The organism is Comamonas sp. AG1104 (assembly GCF_003350425.1).
GTDB lineage: Bacteria > Pseudomonadota > Gammaproteobacteria > Burkholderiales > Burkholderiaceae_C > Comamonas > Comamonas testosteroni.
In genome coordinates this window covers 1-19576 of record NZ_QQAS01000016.1, presented here as the reverse complement: position 1 = coordinate 19576, position 19576 = coordinate 1, and the positions used below count along the sequence as shown (strand labels likewise).

The window sequence follows — 19576 nt, the reverse complement described above, 5'->3', positions numbered from 1 at the left end:
GCTCAATGACAGACGCACCCGCCTTGGCGCCTTCGCTGCGCCAGGCCATCGTGCTTAATCAGTTGGGAGGTGCGGTTTTGTCTGCATCTACCGGTGTGCAGGTTTTGGATGCGGGCCAGGATTTGGCCTGGGAGCGTTGTCACGAGGCCGATGTGCTGCTGACGGCTCCACGTAATGGCTGGCGCGATGCCCCTAAAGAAAAGCCGGCAGGCTGGCCCGGGCGCCTGCGTTGGGTGCATCTGGCTTCGGTTGGCATCGATTATTTTCCCGCTTGGTTGTTTGAGGGTGTGCAAGTCAGTTGTGCGCGTGGTGTGGCGGCTGAGCCTATTGCCGACTACGTGCTTTCTGTACTGCTGGAGCAGTCTTTGGCGTTGAATGCGCGCCGTGCGAAAAACGCTGCGGATTGGGAACGGGAGTCGACTTTGGTGATCTCCCAACCCATGGGGCTGCTTGCAGAGCAAACACTGGGTATCGTGGGTTACGGTGCCATCGGTAAGGCGGTAGCCCAACGTGCAAAAGCATTTGGAATGACGGTGCAGGTTTTGCGCAATGGAAAAGGATCTGCGCAGTTGAATGAGGATGGCGCATCCTATGCCAAAGACCTGTCTCAATTGCTTGCTAGCAGTGACCATGTGGTGTTGGCTTTGCCGTTAACAGCGGCGAGCAGGGGATTGATCAATGCCGATGCACTGGCGTATTGCAAGCCGGGCCTGCATCTGATCAATGTGGCTCGTGGGGGCTTGGTAGACCAAGATGCACTCAAAGTTGCGCTGGATTCAGGTCTGCTCGGCGCAGCCAGCCTGGATGTGACCGAGCCTGAACCTCTGCCAGAAGACCATTGGCTCTACAGCCACGAGAAGGTCAGGCTCACCCCGCATATTTCTTGGGCCGCAGGCGATGTGCAAGCTGCGACCCGGGACAAGTTTGCCGAGAATCTTCAGCGTTATCGGCGCTCCCAAGCTCTATTTGATGTGGTGGATCTAAGCAAAGGCTACTGAGTTGTCTCACCGTTTTTCGCATAAGCATCTGCGAATTAATCGCTTCACCTAAAGCAACTTGACTGCTGCAATGGTTCTTGTATTTCAGACATCACAAGGACGGTTATGCAGAGAAGACACTTCCATCAAGTGCTGGGCGCTGTTTTGGCGGGCTCCAGCTTGTTGGGCGCTTCAAGTGTGGGGGCGCAAGGCAATCGCGTGCAACTGCGCGCAGGCGATCAAAAAGGCGGGTTGAAAGCCTTGCTGGATGCGGCGGGTGAGACCAAGGATTTGCCCTATGACATCAAGTGGAGTGAGTTCCCGGCAGCCGCACCTTTGGCGGAGGCGCTAAATGCCCGGGCCATTGATTTCGGCATTATTGGCGACGCACCCCTGTTGTTTAGTCTGGCGGCGGGCAGCGCTGCCAAGGCATTTGCCGCACAGCGCTCTGATGCCTATGGCACCGCCATTCTGGTGCGCCCAGATTCAGCATTCCAATCCGTCAACGACCTTAAGGGCAAAAGCATTGCCACGAATCGTGGCTCGATTGGACATTTTGTAGCGCTCAAAGCCTTGGATGCTGCAGGGCTGCCACTGGACTCCGTGCAGTTCAAATTCATTCCGCCAGCCGATGCCAAGTTGGCGCTGACACAAGGCGCGGTGGATGCGTGGGCAACTTGGGAGCCATATACAGCTTTGGCGGAAACCAGCCAGCATGCACGCGTACTGGTGAATGGACGAGGGTTATGGAGTGGCCTGAGCTTTTTGGCTGCAACCGATGTAGCCCTAAAAGAAAAGCGTGAAGCCCTGCAGGACTTCAAACAGCGTGTCGCCAGAGCACAAATCTGGTCATACAAAAATGCCGATGCTTATGGACAATCACTGGCAAAAATCATCGGCATTCCCGTGGCAGCAGCGACTCTGCAATTTGAGCGCAGAGCCATGCGTTGGCAAGATATTGATGCCGCAGTCATTGCCGACCAGCAGCGAACCGCAGATTTTTATGTGAAAGCACGGTTACTCAAGCAAAAGCTGGAGGTTGAGGCGACCTTTGATAAGAGCTTTAGGCTTCTTTGAATCGGGCTGGGATTTATCAAAAATTTTGATGCCAGAAACTGGATCGCATCGCCTTCGTGAAAGGTAACTACGGACTCCCAGCTTTTATCGAAGGTTGCTGCCAACTACTCAAAGAAACCTGCCATTGAGAAGCTCCCTGCCTTATAGCTCGGATGAACGCTATATGGTGGCTTGCGAAAATTCGTGATGTGAGTGCGAGCAGCCGTAATCGCTGCTTGGCGGTCCTCGATTGTCAAATCTTGAAGTGCAGCAACCGGTCGATAGCTGCCTTGGAGCACTGCGACTCTCGGTTGCGGCCATTGCCAGCCTACGACCCTAACGACAGCTAGTGCGGTTGGCTGACACTGGTGCAGCTGGATATGATGCATCAATAGCCACCCGCTCCGAAACTGGGAAGCTGTGGTTACCTGGGCAGGAAGACGGCCTCACATCCAGCATGCAGCTGCTGGACGAACTGTTGACGTCGCTCGCCAACGCCTGAAGATTCCCTCTCAACACAGACCTTGAAAGTCTCGAATGTCCAAGAAAATCTTCGTCAATCTGCCCGTTGCTGACCTGCCGAAGGCCAAGTCCTTCTATGAAGCAATCGGCGCTGTCAACAACCCGCAGTTCAGCGACAACACCGCCGCCTGCATGGTCGTCTCCGACAGCATCTACGTGATGCTGCTCACCCACCCGAAGTGGGCCACGTTCACCCAAAAGCCTATCGTCGACGCCCATGCTGCCAGCGAAGTCATGTTGTGTCTGAGCGCCGACGACCGCGCGGCCGTCGACAGCATGGTTGAGGCCGCTTCCGCTCACGGCGGCAAGGCGGACGTGAACCCCCCTCAAGACTTTGGCTTCATGTATGGCCGCAGCTTCGAGGACGTAGACGGCCACATCTGGGAAATCATGTTCATGGACATGAGTCAGATGCCTCAAGGCTGACGCAATCTCGACCATCAGCAACGCTTGCTTATGGACGTCCTCTAGCGCTGCCGGCGCGGCAATGTGCTGGCCGCCCAGGCCGGTAGCACCGTTTTTGGACTTCGCTGACAGCCGACTTCTCCGGCTGGGATCGCATATCCGGGGTGTCCGCGTCCTGTCATATCCGAGCGCTCACGCTGTCAGCCAGAAGCGGGCATTGAGAAAGTCATACCAAGCGACTGCTTGCGCTTCAAAGGACTCCACTTTGAGCCCGGTGCTCCACTTCGAGCCTAGACCTTCCCGCAAGGCCCGGGGGCCATGGGAGGGCTAACCGCGTCAGCCAACCGCACTTGTATCAATTGCAGCAGCGCCCGGACACGCGCAGTCTCGGAATGGCGATGGCTGTATGCCCCCAGCAATTGCAGAGGGGCAGGCCGAAGGTCCAGTGACACTTCCTGCAATCGACCCGTAGCAAGGTCTTCCTGGCAGGGGTGGGCGGCCACAATCGCGAAGCCGATGCCTTGCCGTGCGCCAGCTACGGCCAGCTCTCCGCTGTTGACGCGGTAGCGGCTGCGGACCGGCACCTTGACGATTTGCCCCGCGGCGTCCTGAAACTGCCAGGGCTGGCCCTTCAGCGCACTGAGGGTGGTGATGCAGGGCAGAGATTTCAGCTCACGCACATGGCGTGGCATGCCGGTCCTGGCCAGCAGGGAGGGGGCGGCAACCACGATGCTGGGCAGTGTGGCGAGTTCGCGGGTGATGAAAGCACTGTCCTCCTGATGCCCCCGGTGGAAGACGATGGAAAGGTCCACGTCTTCTCGAAGCACTTCGAGTCCGGTCATCCGGGTATCGCATTCGAGCTCGATGCCTGGATGGAGGCTGCAGAATTCGGCAAGGATGGGGGCCAGCAGCCTTGGTGCCTCGCCAGGCATGCACATTTTCAAAGGGCCACGCAGTTCGCGCTGCACCGCGCCAAGCTCCTCCTGCGTGGAGAGCAGGGTGTCGAGCAAGGGCTTGGCGCGCTCGTAGAGCAATCGACCGGCTTCCGTCATGCGCAGGTGGCGGGTGCTGCGCTCCAGCAGCCGTGTACCGAGTCTGCGCTCCAGTGACGCGACATGGCGGCTGACGTTGGACGAGGGGATGGCCAAAAGACGCGATGCGCCAGCAAAGCTTTGCTCATCAACAACCGCCGCATAGACGCGTACGGTATTCAGATCGAGTGCATCGCGCATTGATTATCCCGTTTGAGGTATGAAAACGTCCCGATTTTGCATGCTAGTTCTCTGCAGTGGCGAAATTTAAGATGCCCTTTTGCCCGATGTGAGGCTGTGGACCGAGCACCGGGCACCCTATGAGCAAGGAGAGATTCAGCGTGGAAATTGGAATACTTGGCGGTGGCATTGCGGGCTTGAGCGTGGCGCTGGCTTTGCGCAAGCAGGGTTACAGCCCCCGGGTCTATGAGCGCCGAACGGAGCCGGCAACCATGGGGGCGGGCGTGACGCTTTGGCCCAATGCGAGCTTTGTGCTGGAAGAGCTGGGGCTGCTGCAAGACATCGAGGCCATTGGCGGTCGGCCGCTGACAATGCGCCGCCAGGATGCCATGGGCAATGCATTGGGAGGTCTCGATATTGCCTTGCTGGACCGGACGATGGGATACCCGACCTACACGGTGCTGCGCAGGCACTTGCAGGAGGTGCTGCTGGATCACGCAGCCCGGGCCGGGATACCGGTGGAGTTCGGACACCGGGCGGCGGCCATCGAGCTGGATGCTCATGGCAGGGCCGTGGCTCATTTCGAAAATGGTGCGAGCATCCGCCCGGATCTGCTCATTGGCGCCGACGGTCGCATGGGATCAGTGGCGCGCAAGTTTGTCGCGGGTGACAACACACCTGTCTATCAGGGCTTCGTGAACTGGATCGGCGTGGCGCAGGGGCCGCATGCGCTGGTGGACGATATTGCGATTCAGGATTTCTGGGGGGCGGGCGAGCGCTTTGGTTGCGTGCCGATTCGACCCGACCTGGTGTATTGGGCCGCGGCGAAGGCTCGGCCCCTGACTGAAGCCGTACCAGCCGCAGACATGCGCAAGGAAGTCGAAGATCTGTTCGCGGGATGGCCTGAACCGGTCGCGCATCTCATCCGTGCCACGCCCGCAGATGCCATCCGGCTGATTGCGGTGCATGACCTGGAGCCGCTGCATACATGGAGCAGGGCGAATGTGCTGCTGGTTGGGGATGCTGCACACGCGCCGTTGCCGACGTCGGGGCAGGGTGCCTGCCAGGCACTGGAAGATGCGTGGCATTTGGCCCGGTGCCTGGATGGCGCAAGCGATGGTTTGGACGGCGTATTCCAGGCGTTTGCGAATATTCGTGCCTCGAAAACCGCAAGGCTGGCGGAACAGGGTCGGGTCTTCGCGCGCGGGTTGTTCGCCACTGATCCTGAAACCTGCCGCATCCGCAATGAGCGGGCCAAGGCGTCCGATCCTGTGAGTGACGTGCAGGTCTTGGCTGCTGGATGGGGACAGGGCCTGCCAATGCCTGGCTGCCCCGACGGCACGCCGGCGCAGGAGAGAGGCTTCGGCAGCCTGTACCGCATTGAATGACGTGCACTGGATTCCACGCGGATGGAAAGCCAGGTCGCCAGTGACGAGAGTCGCGCGGCCGGCTGAGCTTTTCAGGTGTTGGATGTGCCTCGTCGGTTTTTATTCAGGCGCCTTCTTCCATGCATCCGGCTAGCGCGCATGTGTGCACCAGCCGGCAAGCGCCGCATAGCAGGCATGGTCGTTGACACTCGAACGACCGCAACGGGTTGATCTGCGACTGCCGCAGTCCGGCCAGGGGCTGCTGGTAGCTAACTCTGCGCATGCACCGCTGCTGTTACTTTCATGTCACACAGTACAAGCGTCACGAAAAGTACTTATGTGTTGCTTAGAGTTTCGGCAGCGGTTGCAAGAGAGCCACCGCCATTCCCTCTGATAAGTTCCGTTCGTATCTCGCCAATGAAAAATCATAAAACGTGCTCGCGTACTCTGGCAGTCGTGGTTGGCTCATTCCTCGCTTCTTCATCCAGCCTGGCCCTGGCACAGTCTTCCATCACCATTTTTGGCGTAGTGGACGTCGGCATCACCAGTGCCAAGTCCGGCGGCAACAGGCTCAATGCTCTGAACTCCAGCCAAGGCAAGACCAGCCTGATCGGCTTTCGCGGCACGGAAGACCTCGGCGGCGGCACCCAGGCTCAGTTCTGGCTCGAAGGTGGCCTCAGCCCTGACACCGGTAGTGGCGGCAGCAGCGGCTCTCTGGGTTTCGAGCGCCGTTCCACTATCGGACTGATCAACAATTCCTGGGGTGAAATCCGCCTGGGTCGCGACTACACCCCCAGCTACAACATCTTCACCGCGTTCGGTGGTCCTGACACCACCACCGGCGTGCAGGCCAACCTGTTCCAGACGATCCGCCAGACTGCGTATAACGCCGCCAGCCAAAGCGGCACGGTGGATCGCACGCGCATCAGCAACTCCGTGGGCTACTTCCTGCCGCGCAACCTGGGCGGTGTCTACGGCCAGTTCTCGGTTTCCTTTGGTGATGAAAACGCCTCGAACTCTGGCGCAAGCAAGGCCCGAAGATACATAGGCGGTAACCTGGGCTATCGCTCTGGCCCGCTGAACGTGGGTATCGGCTACGGCAAGATCGACGGCACTGCTGCCGTGACTTCGCCCAGCGCCATCGCCGCAACCAGCGACCTGGAAGACTTGGCGCTGGGCGCTTCATACAACTTCGGCAGTTTCGTGCTCAGTGGCGGATACAACAGCCTGAAGTGGAAACCCGTCAGTGGCGCAACCTCCGGTAAGGTGGACGGCTTCTACCTGGGCGCTACCATCCCCGTGGGGCCCGGCAGCTTCCGCGTCAAGTACGCCAGCGCCGAGTTCAGTGGTAACGCCACAGCTCTCACGCGCAGCGGTGGCAAGACCGACAAGTATTCGATCGGATATGTCTACGACTTCTCCAAGCGCACCTCTGTGTACGCCGGGGTTGCGCGCGTCAACAACAAGAATGGCGCCAGCATTGGCTTGATCGGCGGCCCTGCAGGTGTCGCCAACACCGGGTCGACTGGTGTCGATATCGGCATCAGCCACTCGTTCTGAGCGGCGCAACGCCGCTTTGTGCAAAGAAGTCTCCAAGGTCGAGCAGGCCTTCGCCTCGTCGGGCTTTTTGGGGACTTCCATCTTCCTCTCAAGCCATACCTGCCATGCGCCACTTTACTTCTTCATCCAGCCTGATGGCTGCGGCCGCCGCTGCGGTTGCCTTGCTGAGCGCCTGCGCCGACACCCGCCCGCTTCAGGTCGCCAGCCCCGAGACGGTCATGCAGACCACCGGCGTCGGCAGCATCAGCGCCGTCGTCACGCGTCAGGACGTTCAGTTCGACGACAAGTTCTATTTCCCCTACGAAGGCAACCATCCCGCCACCAAGGCTGATTTCCCCAAGGGCTTTCTGCCGGCCTATGGCTCGGGCCTGGCCTTGAAGGGCAGGCGCGCCGACGGCACGCTGGAGTTCTACGCCATCACCGATCGCGGCCCGAACGCCACCACCGGTCCGGTCACGCAGATCACCGACGGTTCCAACTCCACGGGCTTTGCCAGTTCCACGGTGTTTCCCTCGCCCAACTTCACGCCGTCCATCGGCGTGATCACCCTCGGCAAGGACGGAGCCAGGCTCGTTTCGACCCTGCCGCTCAAGTTCAGCGCCGCACAGAGCGCCAATGGTCGTGTGCAGCCACGCGGTATCACAGGCAACACGGGCGAGCAAGTTCTGGACGACTCTTTCACCTATCCAGGCAAGGCCAAGGGCTACAGTGAATTCGGCCTGGACACCGAATCTGTGGTGGTGGATGCCGCACGCAATGTGCTGTGGGTTTCCGACGAATACGGCCCCTTCATTGTGAAGATCGACCCTGCCACCGGCATCATCCTGAAGAAATACAAGCCCGGAACTGGGGCGGCCGATCTGCCTGCCATCCTCGCCAAACGCCGCGCCAACCGTGGTATGGAAGGGCTGAGCATCGATGTGGCCAGCGGCAAGCTGCACGGTTTCCTGCAAAGCCCGCTGAACGACGGAAAGGCCGACTACACCACTGCTGCAGTTCCCGATGCGACCGGCAAGTCGGAAAACGTGCGCGACTACGCCCGCTTTGTGCGCTGGGTGGAGTTTGACCCGACTACCGAGAAAACTCGTTTGTTTGCATTGCCCGTGGACGGCAGCTGGTACAGCCAGGGCAAGACCGGCAACGCCAAGCTGGGTGATGTGGTCTCGCTGGGCAATGGGAAGTTCATTGCCATCGAGCAAGGCACGGGCAAAGACAAAAAAGTCTTTAACGATCTGGTGCTGATCGAGTTCCCCGCCAACGCTACCGACATCACTGCGCTGGGCTCCGACCTGGAAAAGAGCAGCCTGACCGGCAAACCGGTCAATGGCTCGGACTATTCCAAGGTAGTGGCACTCAAGAAGACCCGGCTCTTCAACTTGAACGCCACCGGCTGGGTGGCCGAGAAGGCCGAGGGCCTGGCACTGGTCGACGACTACACGCTGGCGCTGACCAACGACACCGACTTCGGTGTCTCGCTGGCCGTGCTGGATGCCAGCGGCAAGGAGATCGAAGGCTCGGACGTCACCAAATGCATGGTGGATGCCGACGGCAAGATCGTGAGCGATGGCAAATGCGCCAAGGGCGCGGCGAGCCTGCGCTTCACCACCAATGACGTCAACGATCGCGCGCAGCGACTGTGGACGTTTAAGTTCAGCAAGAAACTGAGCGAATATGGCGCTCTCTGAACGACAGCGGCTTTTACAGCCGCTGTCTGCTGTAGCCCAGCGAGCCGTACCTGCGCCAGTCGGCCCGCTCGCAGCAGGGCCGTGTTGATGCGATGCACAGCGACCTTCGCTGGTGCTCCACTGGTCTGGATTACGGTGCGGTCTGGACCAGACCGTGACAGCCACCACGCTCTAAATTGAGATGCGCATCAAATGTGCGAGCGCGTGCCTAACTCGGGCGACTACGGGGCTAACTGTTCTCGCAAGGTTGCCAATATTTCTTCAGAAAGTGCCGGGTTGCCCGCTGCCGTAGCGCGAGCGAGAACCAGGGCTCCAACCATGCTGCTGAGGGTCACGATCGTCTGAGTACGTTTGGCCGCGTCATCACCTTGGAGCACGCTCATAAAGCGCTGGATATTGCGTTCCACTCCCTGGGCAAAAACCTCCGACATCTCAGGCCCCGCTCTTGCTGCATCTGCTGCCAATGCCGCAGCGGGGCAGCCCTCTCCGGGGTGATCGCGATGTGTCGCAGAAAGATAGCCATGCACCAGCGCGCGGAGTCTGGTTGCAGGCACGCCATCCGTCTCCGAGGACTCCAATCCGTCTAGCGGCGTGATGGTCCACTCAAATGCACGCAGGCAGGCCTCGCGTGCGAGAGCATCCTTGGACTCGAAGTGCCGGTACAGCCCGCCATGTGTCAAGCCCGCATCGCGTGTGATCTCTGCCACGCCCACGCCATCCAGGCCCTTTTCTCGATAAAGGCGCGCAGCGGCATCCACGATTCCTTCGCGATTCTCTGCGGCCTGTGCTTTGCTCACTTTCATACGTTAGATGATACTCATCATCAAAACTCATTTATGATTGCGATCATCATCAATAAAGTTGGACTCAGCTCCTGGGTTCAATAGTGGAAGGTGCAGCATGGGTCGTCGGGTAGTCATCACCGGTTTGGGTTTGGTCTCTCCTCTAGGGTGCAATGTGGAGCTGGCCTGGCAACGCCTGCTGGCCGGCCAGTCGGGGGTACGTGCCTTGAGCGCTGTTGTGGGTGAAGGCACAGGCGTCTCCATCGCCGGACGGGTGCCAGGCCTGGAGGAGGACCCGCAAGCAGGTTGGAGCCCCGAAGCCGTGATCTCGGCCAAGGAGCTACGCCGCATGGATCGCTTCATCGCATTTGCATTGGGGGCGGCAGACCAGGCTCTGACACATGCGCAATGGGCTCATCCAAGCGTCGAGCAACAGGAGCGCGCGGCGACCGTCATCGGCTCAGGTGTGGGCGGCTTCAGCACCATTGTTGAAGCGGTGCGAACCACGGATGGCAAAGGGCCGCAGCGCTTGTCGCCTTTCACCGTACCTGCGTTCCTGGCCAATCTGGCTTCGGGACAGGTGTCGATCAGGCACCAGCTCAAGGGGCCGTTGGGTGCTCCGGTGACGGCTTGTGCAGCCAGCATCCAGGCCATTGGCGATGCGGCACGTCTGATTCGCAACGACGAAGCGGACATGGCGCTCTGCGGTGGTAGCGAAGCCACGATTGACCGAGTTGCGCTCGGCAGCTTTGCTGCGGCAAAAGCAGTGACCACTTTCTGCGGCGGCGATCCTGCGAAGGCTTCCCGACCTTTCGATCAGGCACGGGACGGTTTTGTCATGGCCGAAGGTGCAGGCCTGCTGGTGCTGGAGGCACTGGATCATGCATTGGCGCGCGGCGCCAGGCCGCTGGCCGAGGTCGTGGGCTATGGCACCTCTGCCGATGCATACCATGTCACCTCAGGTCCCGAGGATGGATCAGGCGCCGTGCGATCGATGCGCGCCGCTTTGCGACAGGCACAGTTGCAGGCTCGTGATATTCAACACCTGAATGCTCACGCAACCTCCACTCCCGTGGGTGACCGGGGAGAGCTGGCAGCCATTCGTCAAGTGTTTGGAGCAGGCGCTGGCCCCTCCATCACGGCCACCAAGTCAGCCGTGGGCCACATGCTGGGAGCTGCAGGCGGAGCTGCTGCGATCTTTACCGTATTGGCCTTGCGCGACCAGATCGCGCCGCCCGTGCTCAACCTGGAGCAGCCAGACCCTTTGGCGGACGGCCTGGACCTGATCGCCGGGAGTGCGCGTGCTCATGCAATAGAGCACGCCATGCTCAATGGATTTGGTTTCGGCGGTGTGAATGCGTCGCTGGTTCTGAAGCGATTTACTGCCTGAGCCATACCTTTATCAGAGGCCTCATCAGGCCATATCGCACATGCGGCTCTTGGTTGATCGTGCAGGCTTCTCACCCGAACGAATGCCAATGGCCGGTAGTGCGGGTTCTATAGAAGCCTGGTTCAGCGGACGCTCGATGCAAGCAGCAAGTCTGTGGCGTCTGCTTTTGAGGACTCTGGCGTAACAGGGCTTCGGTCAGAAGCAGACGTACATGTGCAACTCAGTTCTTCACAAGACCCAGAGCTTCACCCAGCCCGGTTAGAAAAGTGACTTGCTGTCCTGAAAACGTCGTAGCAAGGATTGCAAATTGCAGGCACAGCGAAGATTGGGTTTCTTCATCTGCCGTTTGGAGAGTTGCGGCCAGTTGCTCCATTGCTTGAACTGCTGCATCAGGAGACAGCACATCCTCCCCAGAGAACTCAAGAAATAGGGCACTCTCAGCAATAGCTTGTGCAACGTGCGGATCGGTTTCTTTCTCATGTTCCGGGTTCCCGCGAAAGCCTGGGTTTATAAGCCATTGCCAGGGCTGCTTTGGATCAGCCAGAGTCGGTGTGCTCATCCAGAAGCAGCTTTCTTGGCGGAGTGCTATTTTTTCCCTGTCTGCTGAGGTCGCAGCTTGCTTTCTTCTAGGCGAAATTGAAGATAGCGTGAAAGCAAATGCTCAAGATTTTTAGCCCCAACCGGATTCTGAGAGTGGATGACGAATCTGAAGTTCGGGCCGATGAATCCAGGACTTTCCAGGTCTCGATTGATCAACCAATTTACGAACCTGATGGCGGTGTCCTCGCCTCCCAAATCGTGATCGAAGCTGATCAGATCAGGGACACCGTTGTTTGACACATAGTCAGCAGCTTCTTCTGTGCTCCTGACAACATGCCATGGTCCGCCCTGATTCGGAGGGAAGCGCTCATCATCCAGAAACAAATTTATGCGACCGTTGTTTGTCATGAAGCTACCCAAGCAAGAGAACTGCAACAGAGCGCAAGTCTGCCACGCCCAGCTTGGGCAGCAACTGAAGAACATAAGGCATGCAGCTGATATGACAGACCGCTTCGGGCCGATCAGCGACAACCCCAACGGACCAATAGCGGTCAGCCCTTGCTCTGCATTCAGCGAAGTCCGAGGATAGGTCGAGCCTGCGTCGACCATGATGCAATCGAGTCTGTTTTTCTGGACTGAATGGGCCAGCTACAGCACAGCAATCTCACCTGATTTCAGGCGACAAACCATGTGACGCCTAATTTGTTATCTTTGACATCGCATTTTGTCGATTCGTCTTTTTTCCTTTGTAAAACAACGTCATGAGTCGCCTTGAAGCCGCTTTTCGTCATGATGTAATTCGCCTCGTCTGATTTTTGTAACTTGATATAAGTCAAATAAGAGGGGGCGGATTCATGGGATCCAATTTTTCGCGTGGCATGCGGTGTACCGCTGCGCGCGTTTCGCAAGCATCACCCATCACTTTAGCCATCGCGCTGTTGTTCTCCGCGGGCGCATCAGCCGGGCAATACACTGCCGGGACGGAAGCCGAATTTCGCTCGGCGCTCGCGCAAGCCATGGCCGACGGCGATCCCAGTGCCACGATCCGCCTGACTTCGAGCTTCACGATCGCACCTCCCGGAACTTCGTCATTTCCCCGATTCAGCAAGCCGATCACAATTGATACGCAGGGCTTTGAGTTCATCAGAGCTGCAGCAGCAGCTAACTTTTCAGTTAATGCCGGTGCACCGGCGACGTTCAACGGAACATATCTGGGCGAATCGGGTGCCACCCCTGGTCTTGCTCTCGCATTCCTTGGCTTCGGCGGGGCACAAGTCATCAACAACGGAACGCTCGCCGGTGGCAACTCCACAGCGAGTGGCACGAGTGGCGGCGTGGGTGTCTCCCTCAACGGCTCCATCACTGCCATCAACAACGGCACCATCAAAGGCGGCGAAGGGGCAGGTTACAACGCTGCCAACAACAATCTGGGGGCCGGCATAACGCTTGCGACCGGTACCTCTGTTGCAAACTCAGCGACAGGGCTTATTGTCGGTGGCAGTGGGTCTGGAGGCATGGCTGGTTCTGGCGTCAGCATCAGCGCCACGTCCGGCAGCACGGTGATCAACGCAGGCACTATTCGCGGTGGCGCCGACCTGAGCGGGGGATCCGGTGGTGGCCGCGGTATCCGTGTTACGAGTGGCACGGTATCTATTCAAAACTCTGGTTTGATCGAGGCTGGGGCTGGCAACTCGGCCATCTACGCGCAGGCGAGCGGAACCACGCTGTCCATCATCAACTCGGGTGCTATTCGCGCCGGTGATGGCTATGCAAATGCGATCGAGTTTGGTGTGTCAGGTACCAGTACGCTCGAATTGCAGGCTGGCTCCAATATTGTCGGCAACGTTGTGGCTGGTGCTTTGGGTGCAAGAGATACCTTTCGCCTGGGCGGCAGCGCCAACGATGTGTTCGATGTGTCGACCATTGGTGATACAGCACAGTACCGCTACTTCGATAAGTTCGAGAAGACTGGCACCAGCACCTGGGCGCTGATCGGTGATGGCACAGTGACCACTCCATGGACAGTGAACCAAGGCACGCTGCAGATCGGCAACAGCGGCAGCAGCGGCAGCCTTGCTAGCGACGTGGCGGTCAACAACGACGCGACGCTTGCCTTCAATCGCTCGGATACTTATACCTTCAGCCATCTCATCTCGGGCACTGGCGGTGTGGCACAAAACGGCACCGGCACGACGGTGCTGGATACGGCCCAGGCCTATACCGGCCCGACCACCATCAATTTCGGTACGCTGTCCATCGACGGCTCCATTACCAGCCCTGTGACGGTGAACACGGCCGGTACGCTGTCCGGCTCCGGCACGATCTTCGGTAATGTCACGAACACTGGCACAGTGACGCCGGGCGGTGGCTCGGGCGTGCTGACCATCGCTGGCAACTACATCGGCAACGGCGGCTTGGTGCGCGTGAACACCGTGTTCGATGGTGATGCATCGGCATCAGGCCGCCTTGTAGTGACGGGTGATACGTCGGGCAACGGTCAGATCCAGACAGTCAAGGTTGGTGGCTCAGGAGCACCAACCGTAGAAGGCATCAAGGTGATCGATGTGCAGGGCGCATCGAATGCGAACTTCACCTTGCTGGGCGACTACTCGTTCCGAGGAGATCAAGCGGTTGTCGCTGGCGCGTACGCCTACCGCCTCTACAAGAATGGTGTGTCCAAGCCTACTGACGGTGACTGGTATCTGCGCTCTACGTTGATTGATACGACACCTCCCGGTGGTACTGGTGGCACGGGCAGCGCAACGACCGAACCCGCACCACTGCTGGCACCGACCGTGCCTCTTTACGAGGCATACTCCGGCGTGCTTCAGCGCTTCAACGAACTGGGAACACTGCAGCAGCGCGTCGGCAACCGCTCGTGGTCGCCCAATGCCTCATTGCAGGCGGAGCAGGAAGACGGCAAGCCGAGCATTGGCCGTGGTGCGTGGGCACGCATGGAGGGCTCGAACACTCATGTCGACCCATCGACCAGCACCACCGGTGCTCGCTACAACGTCCGCAACTGGAAGTTCGAAGGCGGCGTGGATGCGCCTGTCGTGCAAAACCAAGCCGGCACGCTGGTTGTGGGGCCGACCTTCCACTATGGCTCTGGCAATGCCAGCGTCATGTCGATGTTCGGTAATGGCTCGATCAATACCACCGGCTACGGTATTGGCGCAGCAGCCACCTGGTACGGCAACAATGGTTCATACGTGGATGGCCGAACCACCGTAACCTGGTATGACTCCAGCATCAGCTCTTCGACTCTGGGAACCAAGCTGGTCAACCACAACCGCGGCATCGGTGTAGCCACCAGTCTGGAAGCCGGTCACCGCCTTGCGCTGAGCGGCAACTGGTCGATCACGCCTCAGGCTCAACTGGCCTGGTCGCAGATACGTTTCGATGCGTTCACTGACCAGTACGGCGCCAATGTGGCACGTGACAACGGCGACAGTCTGGTCGCGCGCCTGGGCGTGTCTCTGGATCATGAGACCAAGTGGAGCGCAGGCAATGGCAAGGCCAATCGCTCACATGTGTACGGTATTGCCAACCTGTACTACGACTTCCTGAGAGGCACCTCGGCACGCGTCGCAGATATGAATGTGACCAGCAAGGACCAGGCGCTGTGGGCCGGTATTGGCTTGGGTACATCACTGAACTGGGATGATGGCCGCTACACGGTTTATGGGGAGTTTATGGCGCGCACCAGCGTGCAGAACTTTGGCGACAGCCATGCCGTCGGTGCGAAGTTCGGCTTCCGTATGAAGTGGTAAGCCTGCCTGAGTTCAGGGGATGGCAATCAAGGTCCACCCAGTGTGGGCCTTTTTTAGTTGTGACGATTGGGAGCCGTTTGCGAAGGTCTGCTTAGGGGCGGTAGTACCCGTTCTCAGCTTACGAGAGCTGCCGCTCAGTTTGTCTGGCGCACTGCGATTCAGCCCGATTCTGGTTTGAGATGCACCGCTGGGGTCTGCCCGGATAGCCGGTCAACGTCTTCCGGAGTGTTCGTCAGCGGCAACTTCAAATCTCCGTCTGCTCAGAGGTCTCGAGGGCATTTTCGGCTTCGATGCCCCGGTACCTCACTGTCGACCCCAGTGTGCAGTGGCCGAGCAGCAACTGCACAGGGCGCAGGTTCCTGGTGCGGCGATAAATCAGTGTCACCTTCGTCCTGCATTTGAAGCCCTGCACGCAGCGCCCAGATGTCCTTGAGCTTGAACGGTGCCTCCGGTCCGCCGATCTTGCCCTTGCTCCACGGCTCGCGATGAGCGGTATTACCTGTGGCTCTCCCATCGAGTTGAGGGCCACACAGGATGCGCTCCCGAGCGGGCGCGCATCCGAATCGCCTGAGCGATTAGCGATTGGCGTTGGCAGCAGCCTTCTGTTTGTCAGCCTCCTGTCGCAGCCAAGAATTCAGCCGGCGTTCGGGATACAGGCCCAGCAGCTCGCATTCATGTTGTCACCATGGCCAAGAAGACGGCGATCAACAGTCCCAAATACACCATGGCGTGAACTCGGTCTGGAATGCGCCCGATCCACAGCGATGCTGCACGGATACCAATCCAGGAACCGGCCACGAGCACAGCAGCAGCTCGTATGTCGATATAGCCGAGGTGCCACTCGCCAAGAGGTAAAGGAGATTGAGTGGACAGGACGATGTAAGTCCCTGTTCCTGCCAGTGCGACCGGCAGTGATAGCGGATTCGCCATGGCGGTAGCTCGTGTCATTTCGATCCCACGGCGGCGCATCAGGGGAACGGTCATCACGCTGCCGCCGACCCCTAGCAATGCAGCAACCCACCCGATCACCAGTCCAGACAGTGCATTCTTCAGCGGCCCAGGGTGGTGCTGCTTTGCCGAGGGCTGAGCAAGAAACCCAGGCCTCAACCAGCAGTCCAGAATGGTCAGCACCATATAGGCCGCAAAGGCCCAACGCAGCCACTCGCTGTGAACAACGGTTGCCGCAAGTGCGCCAAGTGCAGCCCCCGCGCCAATGGGTCCCAGCAAAGGCCTGACATTCATCCAATCCACTGTTCCAGCCCGTTGGTGACGCCAAGTAGCGAGGAGCGCACCGAAGACCATCACGCAGGTGGATGTTGCAACGGCAATCTGCATGGCCGATTGCCCCACTGCGCTGCCTGGGAGGTTCGGTGTAGACAACAAGCGGTACAGCAGCGGAACCACCACGAATCCGCCGCCAAAACCAAACAGAACGGTAGTGACGCCCGTTACACATCCGCAGACCGCCAACAACAAATACAACGACACGAAAAACTCCATTGATGCAGGAGTCGTCACAGTAGATGGCTCTGGAGTGGCGCGCTTCCGATGTTTGGTCAACAATATTTGTATTTCGGCCATTCACTCTTTGCAGTCTTGCTGTGCGCAATCAATCACTGAACTTCCTAGATGCTACGCCTCGTGCTGTCGTGGCCATTGGCACCGATTACGCGCCTGGCACCGTTCTGGATACCCATAGCCATCGCCGGGCACAATTCCTCTATGGCGCGACCGGGTTGATGGAAGTCGGTACTGACGATGGCGCCTGGGTGATACCTCCCCACTGTGGCGTATGGATTCCAGCAGGCAAGCCGCACAGGGTGAAGATGGTGGGAGTCAATACTCGAAGCCTGTACATCGAGCCTGACGAGGTGCCACGGAGCCAATCGCATTGCGAGGTGCTGGCCGTGTCCCCGCTGCTGCGGCATCTGCTCATCGAATCCATCGACTTGCCGGCGCTGTACGACGAGCGCGGTCGCGATGGCGTGCTGATGTCGCTTTTGCTGCTGGAGGTCGGCCGCGCAGAAGCACTGCCGTTCTTTGCGCCTCTGCCGCGGGATGAACGACTGGCGACTCTATGCATTGCTTTCCTTCACCAACCCGATGTGCGCTTGTCGCCGCTGGCCTGGGCACGGCAGCTACACCAGAGTGAACGCACCTTCAGCCGGTTCTTTCGCTCGCAAACCGGACTATCGTTTTCAGAGTGGAGAAGCCAGGCGTGTCTTCTTTTTGCGATGTCCAAACTGGGGACCGGTGATTCAGTGACAACGGTGGCGCTTCAACTGGGCTATGACAGTCCGGGTGCCTTCTCCACGATGTTTCGCAAGAGGCTCGGGAGCAAGCCGTCAAACTTCATGGCGGCAGAGCGGTAATCCGCGCCGGCGGCCACGTTGTTGATTCATTGCAGGCTCGTGAACGTCTGCCTTCAGGAGCCAGTTTTTCAGATCAGTCCAGCTTCGTGCTTCGCCTCCTTTGGAGGCACTGCCATCAAACCTGTACACGCTCCAGCCTGAATGCGCTCTGTTTGGATCGAGGCATGCACTGGTCTTTTCTTCGACCGTCCATGCAACACAAACGTGTGGTGCGCAGAGGCTGAAAGCTGTGTATTGACCAGTGGCAGGCTGGGTAAATGAAAGAGGCGGAGCAGCTGCCAACATTGGCACCTTGGGAGTAGTTGAAGCGGCACCAGCCTAGCTCCGGGTCTCTGTCGGCTGGCAGCTATTGGCCTGGCGCAGCCGTTCGCGAAGGCTGCTTGGCCGACTGCTTCAAGCTGACAGCTGTCGGCCAGTTCCTTTACGCCGATGTCCCCAGATGGGGCGTCAATCAGATGAAAGCCGAATTTCTGTTTTTGGCCGATCTAAGACGGTTGCTGATCGACCAGATGAAGACGGTCAGCTCGCAGCTAAGTTCAGCGGTGTCATTGGGCGTCCGCTTGGATGATCGGTTCGGCCTCACTTCGGCTCAAAGTGTGCAAGTTGCGTTGCGACGATGTGCGTGCAGGCCGAGAGTATCCTTGCTGGGGCGCTGGGTCAGAGAGGCAATGCTGCCCTAAGCCATAGCGCATTGCCTTGAGCGCTATTTTTCATGTTCTTTTCGAACTGCCATTTGGCCGTTAGAAACCAACCGCGCCCGCTGTCATATTTGATGCTCGGGCCTATTGCCATCCCACTGGTCTTGCTGTTGGACAGTTCAACGCCCATTTGCTTGTCCAGTTGGGTCTGTTTTCGGTAGTAGCCACCCAGGCCAAGTACCCAGCCATTTCCCAGCCCCCATCCAGCTGCATAGTCCAGGTGAAATTCTTGCCCTGACCGGTAATCAGTCGCCTTGTTCACGCGGTTGATGAGGTATCCCATGCGTAGATCACCGTTGAAGCCTTGGCTGTTGAGATATGAAACAGCCAGAACTGGCTCCAAGGCAGAGTAGTTTCTGCCCAGGTTTGCAAGATCTCCATTCCGATAGCTTCCTGTGGGAAGCGTGACGTCCAACCCCAAAATGGTGTGCAGGTTGGAGCCGTGGTGATGACCCACGCCCAAGCCCATTGTGATGTCACCGAGGCCGCTTTTCTTTTGAGACTGGCCGCCCATCTTGGCTTCGACTTCAACCAGCGGTGCAAGCATGTGCGCGACGAGATCACCACCCAGTACCGAAACCCCTGGAACCCAGATGACACGAGGTGTGATCGCTGTGGCTCGAACCTTGAATCCAGGAATGTCTATTTGCTTGCCGGAGAAGTCATTGAGCCGGTTGGCTTCGTAATGATTCACGAAGGCGATCCCGTAGATGCCAGGTGGAGGCAGTGCTCCTGCAACAAAATTTTCCGCCCCGTTGGGGTAGACAGAGCCTCCCCCTTCGGCAGCGTTCGCACTCGCTGCTCCAATGACAGAAGCGCAGATCAGAAGGTGAATTGATTTATCCATGATGTCTCCTTTTAGAACGTGATTCGTTCTTTCTTTTGTGGATAGGTGGGTAATGCGGCGGCCAGCAGGAAGGGCGCGGTAATCAGCTTGCTGTTGCTTGGCGCGTTCTGAGCAAGTCCAGGGCGACGTCGACAATCATGTCTTCCTGACCTCCGACCATGCGGCGCTTGCCCAGCTCGACCAGGATGTCCACGGTCTTGAGTCCGTATTTGGCGGCAGCCACTTCAGCGTGACGCAGGAACGAGCTGTAAACGCCTGCGTAGCCCAGTGCCAGCGTCTCGCGGTCCACGCGTACTGGACGGTCTTGCAGCGGGCGCACGATGTCGTCGGCCGCATCCATGAGTTTGTAGAGATCCGTGCCGTGGTTCCAGCCCAGGCGCTCCGCGGCTGC

Annotated in this window: 16 protein-coding genes and 2 pseudogenes; 9 read left to right on the top strand and 9 right to left on the bottom strand. The window is 58.8% G+C overall.

The window, feature by feature from the left end; translation table 11 throughout:
• Nucleotides 1-5 precede the first annotated feature (5 nt).
• The 3 genes from DFO48_RS24730 (at nt 6) to DFO48_RS24720 (ending at nt 2981) form a co-directional block, all read left to right on the top strand.
• Nucleotides 6-998, top strand: coding sequence for a D-isomer specific 2-hydroxyacid dehydrogenase family protein (locus tag DFO48_RS24730; protein WP_114865082.1), 993 nt, complete (start codon nt 6-8; stop codon nt 996-998).
• A gap of 105 nt (nt 999-1103) precedes the next feature.
• Nucleotides 1104-2054: an ABC transporter substrate-binding protein gene (locus DFO48_RS24725; RefSeq protein WP_003080090.1), complete on the top strand. Its 951-nt coding sequence runs from the start codon at nt 1104-1106 to the stop codon at nt 2052-2054.
• A 516-nt stretch (nt 2055-2570) separates the two neighbouring features.
• A complete protein-coding gene (locus tag DFO48_RS24720) occupies nt 2571-2981 on the top strand; it encodes a VOC family protein (RefSeq protein WP_114865071.1) in 411 nt (136 codons plus the stop codon).
• Between the two features lie 269 nt (nt 2982-3250).
• Here DFO48_RS24720 and DFO48_RS24715 read toward each other — a convergent pair whose 3' ends face one another.
• A complete protein-coding gene (locus tag DFO48_RS24715) occupies nt 3251-4192 on the bottom strand; it encodes a LysR family transcriptional regulator (protein WP_114865070.1) in 942 nt (313 codons plus the stop codon).
• Between the two features lie 140 nt (nt 4193-4332).
• Here DFO48_RS24715 and DFO48_RS24710 point away from each other — a divergent pair, with 140 nt between their 5' ends.
• The 3 genes from DFO48_RS24710 (at nt 4333) to DFO48_RS24700 (ending at nt 8783) form a co-directional block, all read left to right on the top strand.
• Nucleotides 4333-5559, top strand: a complete 1227-nt coding sequence (locus DFO48_RS24710) for an FAD-dependent monooxygenase (RefSeq protein ID WP_114865081.1) — start codon at nt 4333-4335, stop codon at nt 5557-5559.
• Nucleotides 5560-5955: 396 nt separating this feature from the next.
• A complete protein-coding gene (locus DFO48_RS24705; RefSeq protein WP_042438592.1) occupies nt 5956-7098 on the top strand; it encodes a porin in 1143 nt (380 codons plus the stop codon).
• 104 nt (nt 7099-7202) lie between these two features.
• Nucleotides 7203-8783, top strand: coding sequence for an esterase-like activity of phytase family protein (locus tag DFO48_RS24700; protein ID WP_114865069.1), 1581 nt, complete (start codon nt 7203-7205; stop codon nt 8781-8783).
• A gap of 221 nt (nt 8784-9004) precedes the next feature.
• Here the strand turns inward: DFO48_RS24700 and DFO48_RS24695 are convergent, their stop codons facing one another.
• A complete protein-coding gene (locus tag DFO48_RS24695) occupies nt 9005-9586 on the bottom strand; it encodes a TetR/AcrR family transcriptional regulator (protein WP_114865068.1) in 582 nt (193 codons plus the stop codon).
• A gap of 97 nt (nt 9587-9683) precedes the next feature.
• Here DFO48_RS24695 and fabF point away from each other — a divergent pair, with 97 nt between their 5' ends.
• Nucleotides 9684-10955: a beta-ketoacyl-ACP synthase II gene (gene fabF / locus DFO48_RS24690; protein WP_114865067.1), complete on the top strand. Its 1272-nt coding sequence runs from the start codon at nt 9684-9686 to the stop codon at nt 10953-10955.
• A gap of 220 nt (nt 10956-11175) precedes the next feature.
• Here fabF and DFO48_RS24685 read toward each other — a convergent pair whose 3' ends face one another.
• The 3 genes from DFO48_RS24685 to DFO48_RS25340 form a co-directional block, all read right to left on the bottom strand.
• Nucleotides 11176-11514 carry a hypothetical protein gene (locus DFO48_RS24685; RefSeq protein WP_233506523.1) on the bottom strand — a complete coding sequence of 113 codons (339 nt, stop codon included), beginning with the start codon at nt 11512-11514 and terminating at the stop codon, nt 11176-11178.
• A 26-nt stretch (nt 11515-11540) separates the two neighbouring features.
• Nucleotides 11541-12104 (bottom strand): cyclic-phosphate processing receiver domain-containing protein, encoded by a 564-nt coding sequence (locus DFO48_RS25520; protein ID WP_199407058.1) that lies wholly within the window; start codon nt 12102-12104, stop codon nt 11541-11543.
• A 223-nt stretch (nt 12105-12327) separates the two neighbouring features.
• Nucleotides 12328-12696, bottom strand: coding sequence for a hypothetical protein (locus tag DFO48_RS25340; RefSeq protein ID WP_158545692.1), 369 nt, complete (start codon nt 12694-12696; stop codon nt 12328-12330).
• Nucleotides 12697-12829: 133 nt separating this feature from the next.
• Between DFO48_RS25340 and DFO48_RS24675 the strand changes: the two genes are divergently transcribed.
• Nucleotides 12830-15268, top strand: a complete 2439-nt coding sequence (locus DFO48_RS24675) for an autotransporter outer membrane beta-barrel domain-containing protein (RefSeq protein WP_158545691.1) — start codon at nt 12830-12832, stop codon at nt 15266-15268.
• Between the two features lie 244 nt (nt 15269-15512).
• On the opposite strand, the pseudogene DFO48_RS25925 reads toward DFO48_RS24675, so the two are convergent.
• Both DFO48_RS25925 and DFO48_RS24665 read right to left on the bottom strand, forming a co-directional pair.
• A pseudogene (locus DFO48_RS25925) lies at nt 15513-15662 on the bottom strand (integrase); the annotation flags it as partial.
• Nucleotides 15663-15940: 278 nt separating this feature from the next.
• Nucleotides 15941-16849, bottom strand: coding sequence for a sulfite exporter TauE/SafE family protein (locus tag DFO48_RS24665; protein ID WP_003080068.1), 909 nt, complete (start codon nt 16847-16849; stop codon nt 15941-15943).
• 20 nt (nt 16850-16869) lie between these two features.
• Between DFO48_RS24665 and DFO48_RS24660 the strand changes: the two genes are divergently transcribed.
• Entirely contained in the window at nt 16870-17640 is a 771-nt protein-coding gene (locus DFO48_RS24660) for a helix-turn-helix domain-containing protein (protein WP_034349865.1), read from the top strand.
• Nucleotides 17641-18297: 657 nt separating this feature from the next.
• Here the strand turns inward: DFO48_RS24660 and DFO48_RS24655 are convergent.
• Nucleotides 18298-19185: a transporter gene (locus tag DFO48_RS24655; RefSeq protein WP_114865065.1), complete on the bottom strand. Its 888-nt coding sequence runs from the start codon at nt 19183-19185 to the stop codon at nt 18298-18300.
• An 82-nt stretch (nt 19186-19267) separates the two neighbouring features.
• Nucleotides 19268-19576 (bottom strand): annotated as a pseudogene (gene mhpE / locus DFO48_RS24650) (4-hydroxy-2-oxovalerate aldolase); the annotation flags it as partial.

What these genes read in the sequence shown, in the direction of transcription:
- DFO48_RS24730 (WP_114865082.1), top strand. Translation starts at nt 6, where the DNA reads ATGACAGACGCACCCGCCTTGGCGCCTTCGCTGCGCCAGGCCATCGTG.
- DFO48_RS24725 (WP_003080090.1), top strand. Translation starts at nt 1,104, where the DNA reads ATGCAGAGAAGACACTTCCATCAAGTGCTGGGCGCTGTTTTGGCGGGC.
- DFO48_RS24720 (WP_114865071.1), top strand. Translation starts at nt 2,571, where the DNA reads ATGTCCAAGAAAATCTTCGTCAATCTGCCCGTTGCTGACCTGCCGAAG.
- DFO48_RS24715 (WP_114865070.1), bottom strand. Translation starts at nt 4,192, where the DNA reads ATGCGCGATGCACTCGATCTGAATACCGTACGCGTCTATGCGGCGGTT.
- DFO48_RS24705 (WP_042438592.1), top strand. Translation starts at nt 5,956, where the DNA reads ATGAAAAATCATAAAACGTGCTCGCGTACTCTGGCAGTCGTGGTTGGC.
- DFO48_RS24700 (WP_114865069.1), top strand. Translation starts at nt 7,203, where the DNA reads ATGCGCCACTTTACTTCTTCATCCAGCCTGATGGCTGCGGCCGCCGCT.
- DFO48_RS24695 (WP_114865068.1), bottom strand. Translation starts at nt 9,586, where the DNA reads ATGAAAGTGAGCAAAGCACAGGCCGCAGAGAATCGCGAAGGAATCGTG.
- fabF (WP_114865067.1), top strand. Translation starts at nt 9,684, where the DNA reads ATGGGTCGTCGGGTAGTCATCACCGGTTTGGGTTTGGTCTCTCCTCTA.
- DFO48_RS24685 (WP_233506523.1), bottom strand. Translation starts at nt 11,514, where the DNA reads ATGAGCACACCGACTCTGGCTGATCCAAAGCAGCCCTGGCAATGGCTT.
- DFO48_RS25520 (WP_199407058.1), bottom strand. Translation starts at nt 12,104, where the DNA reads ATGGTCGACGCAGGCTCGACCTATCCTCGGACTTCGCTGAATGCAGAG.
- DFO48_RS24665 (WP_003080068.1), bottom strand. Translation starts at nt 16,849, where the DNA reads ATGGCCGAAATACAAATATTGTTGACCAAACATCGGAAGCGCGCCACT.
- DFO48_RS24655 (WP_114865065.1), bottom strand. Translation starts at nt 19,185, where the DNA reads ATGGATAAATCAATTCACCTTCTGATCTGCGCTTCTGTCATTGGAGCA.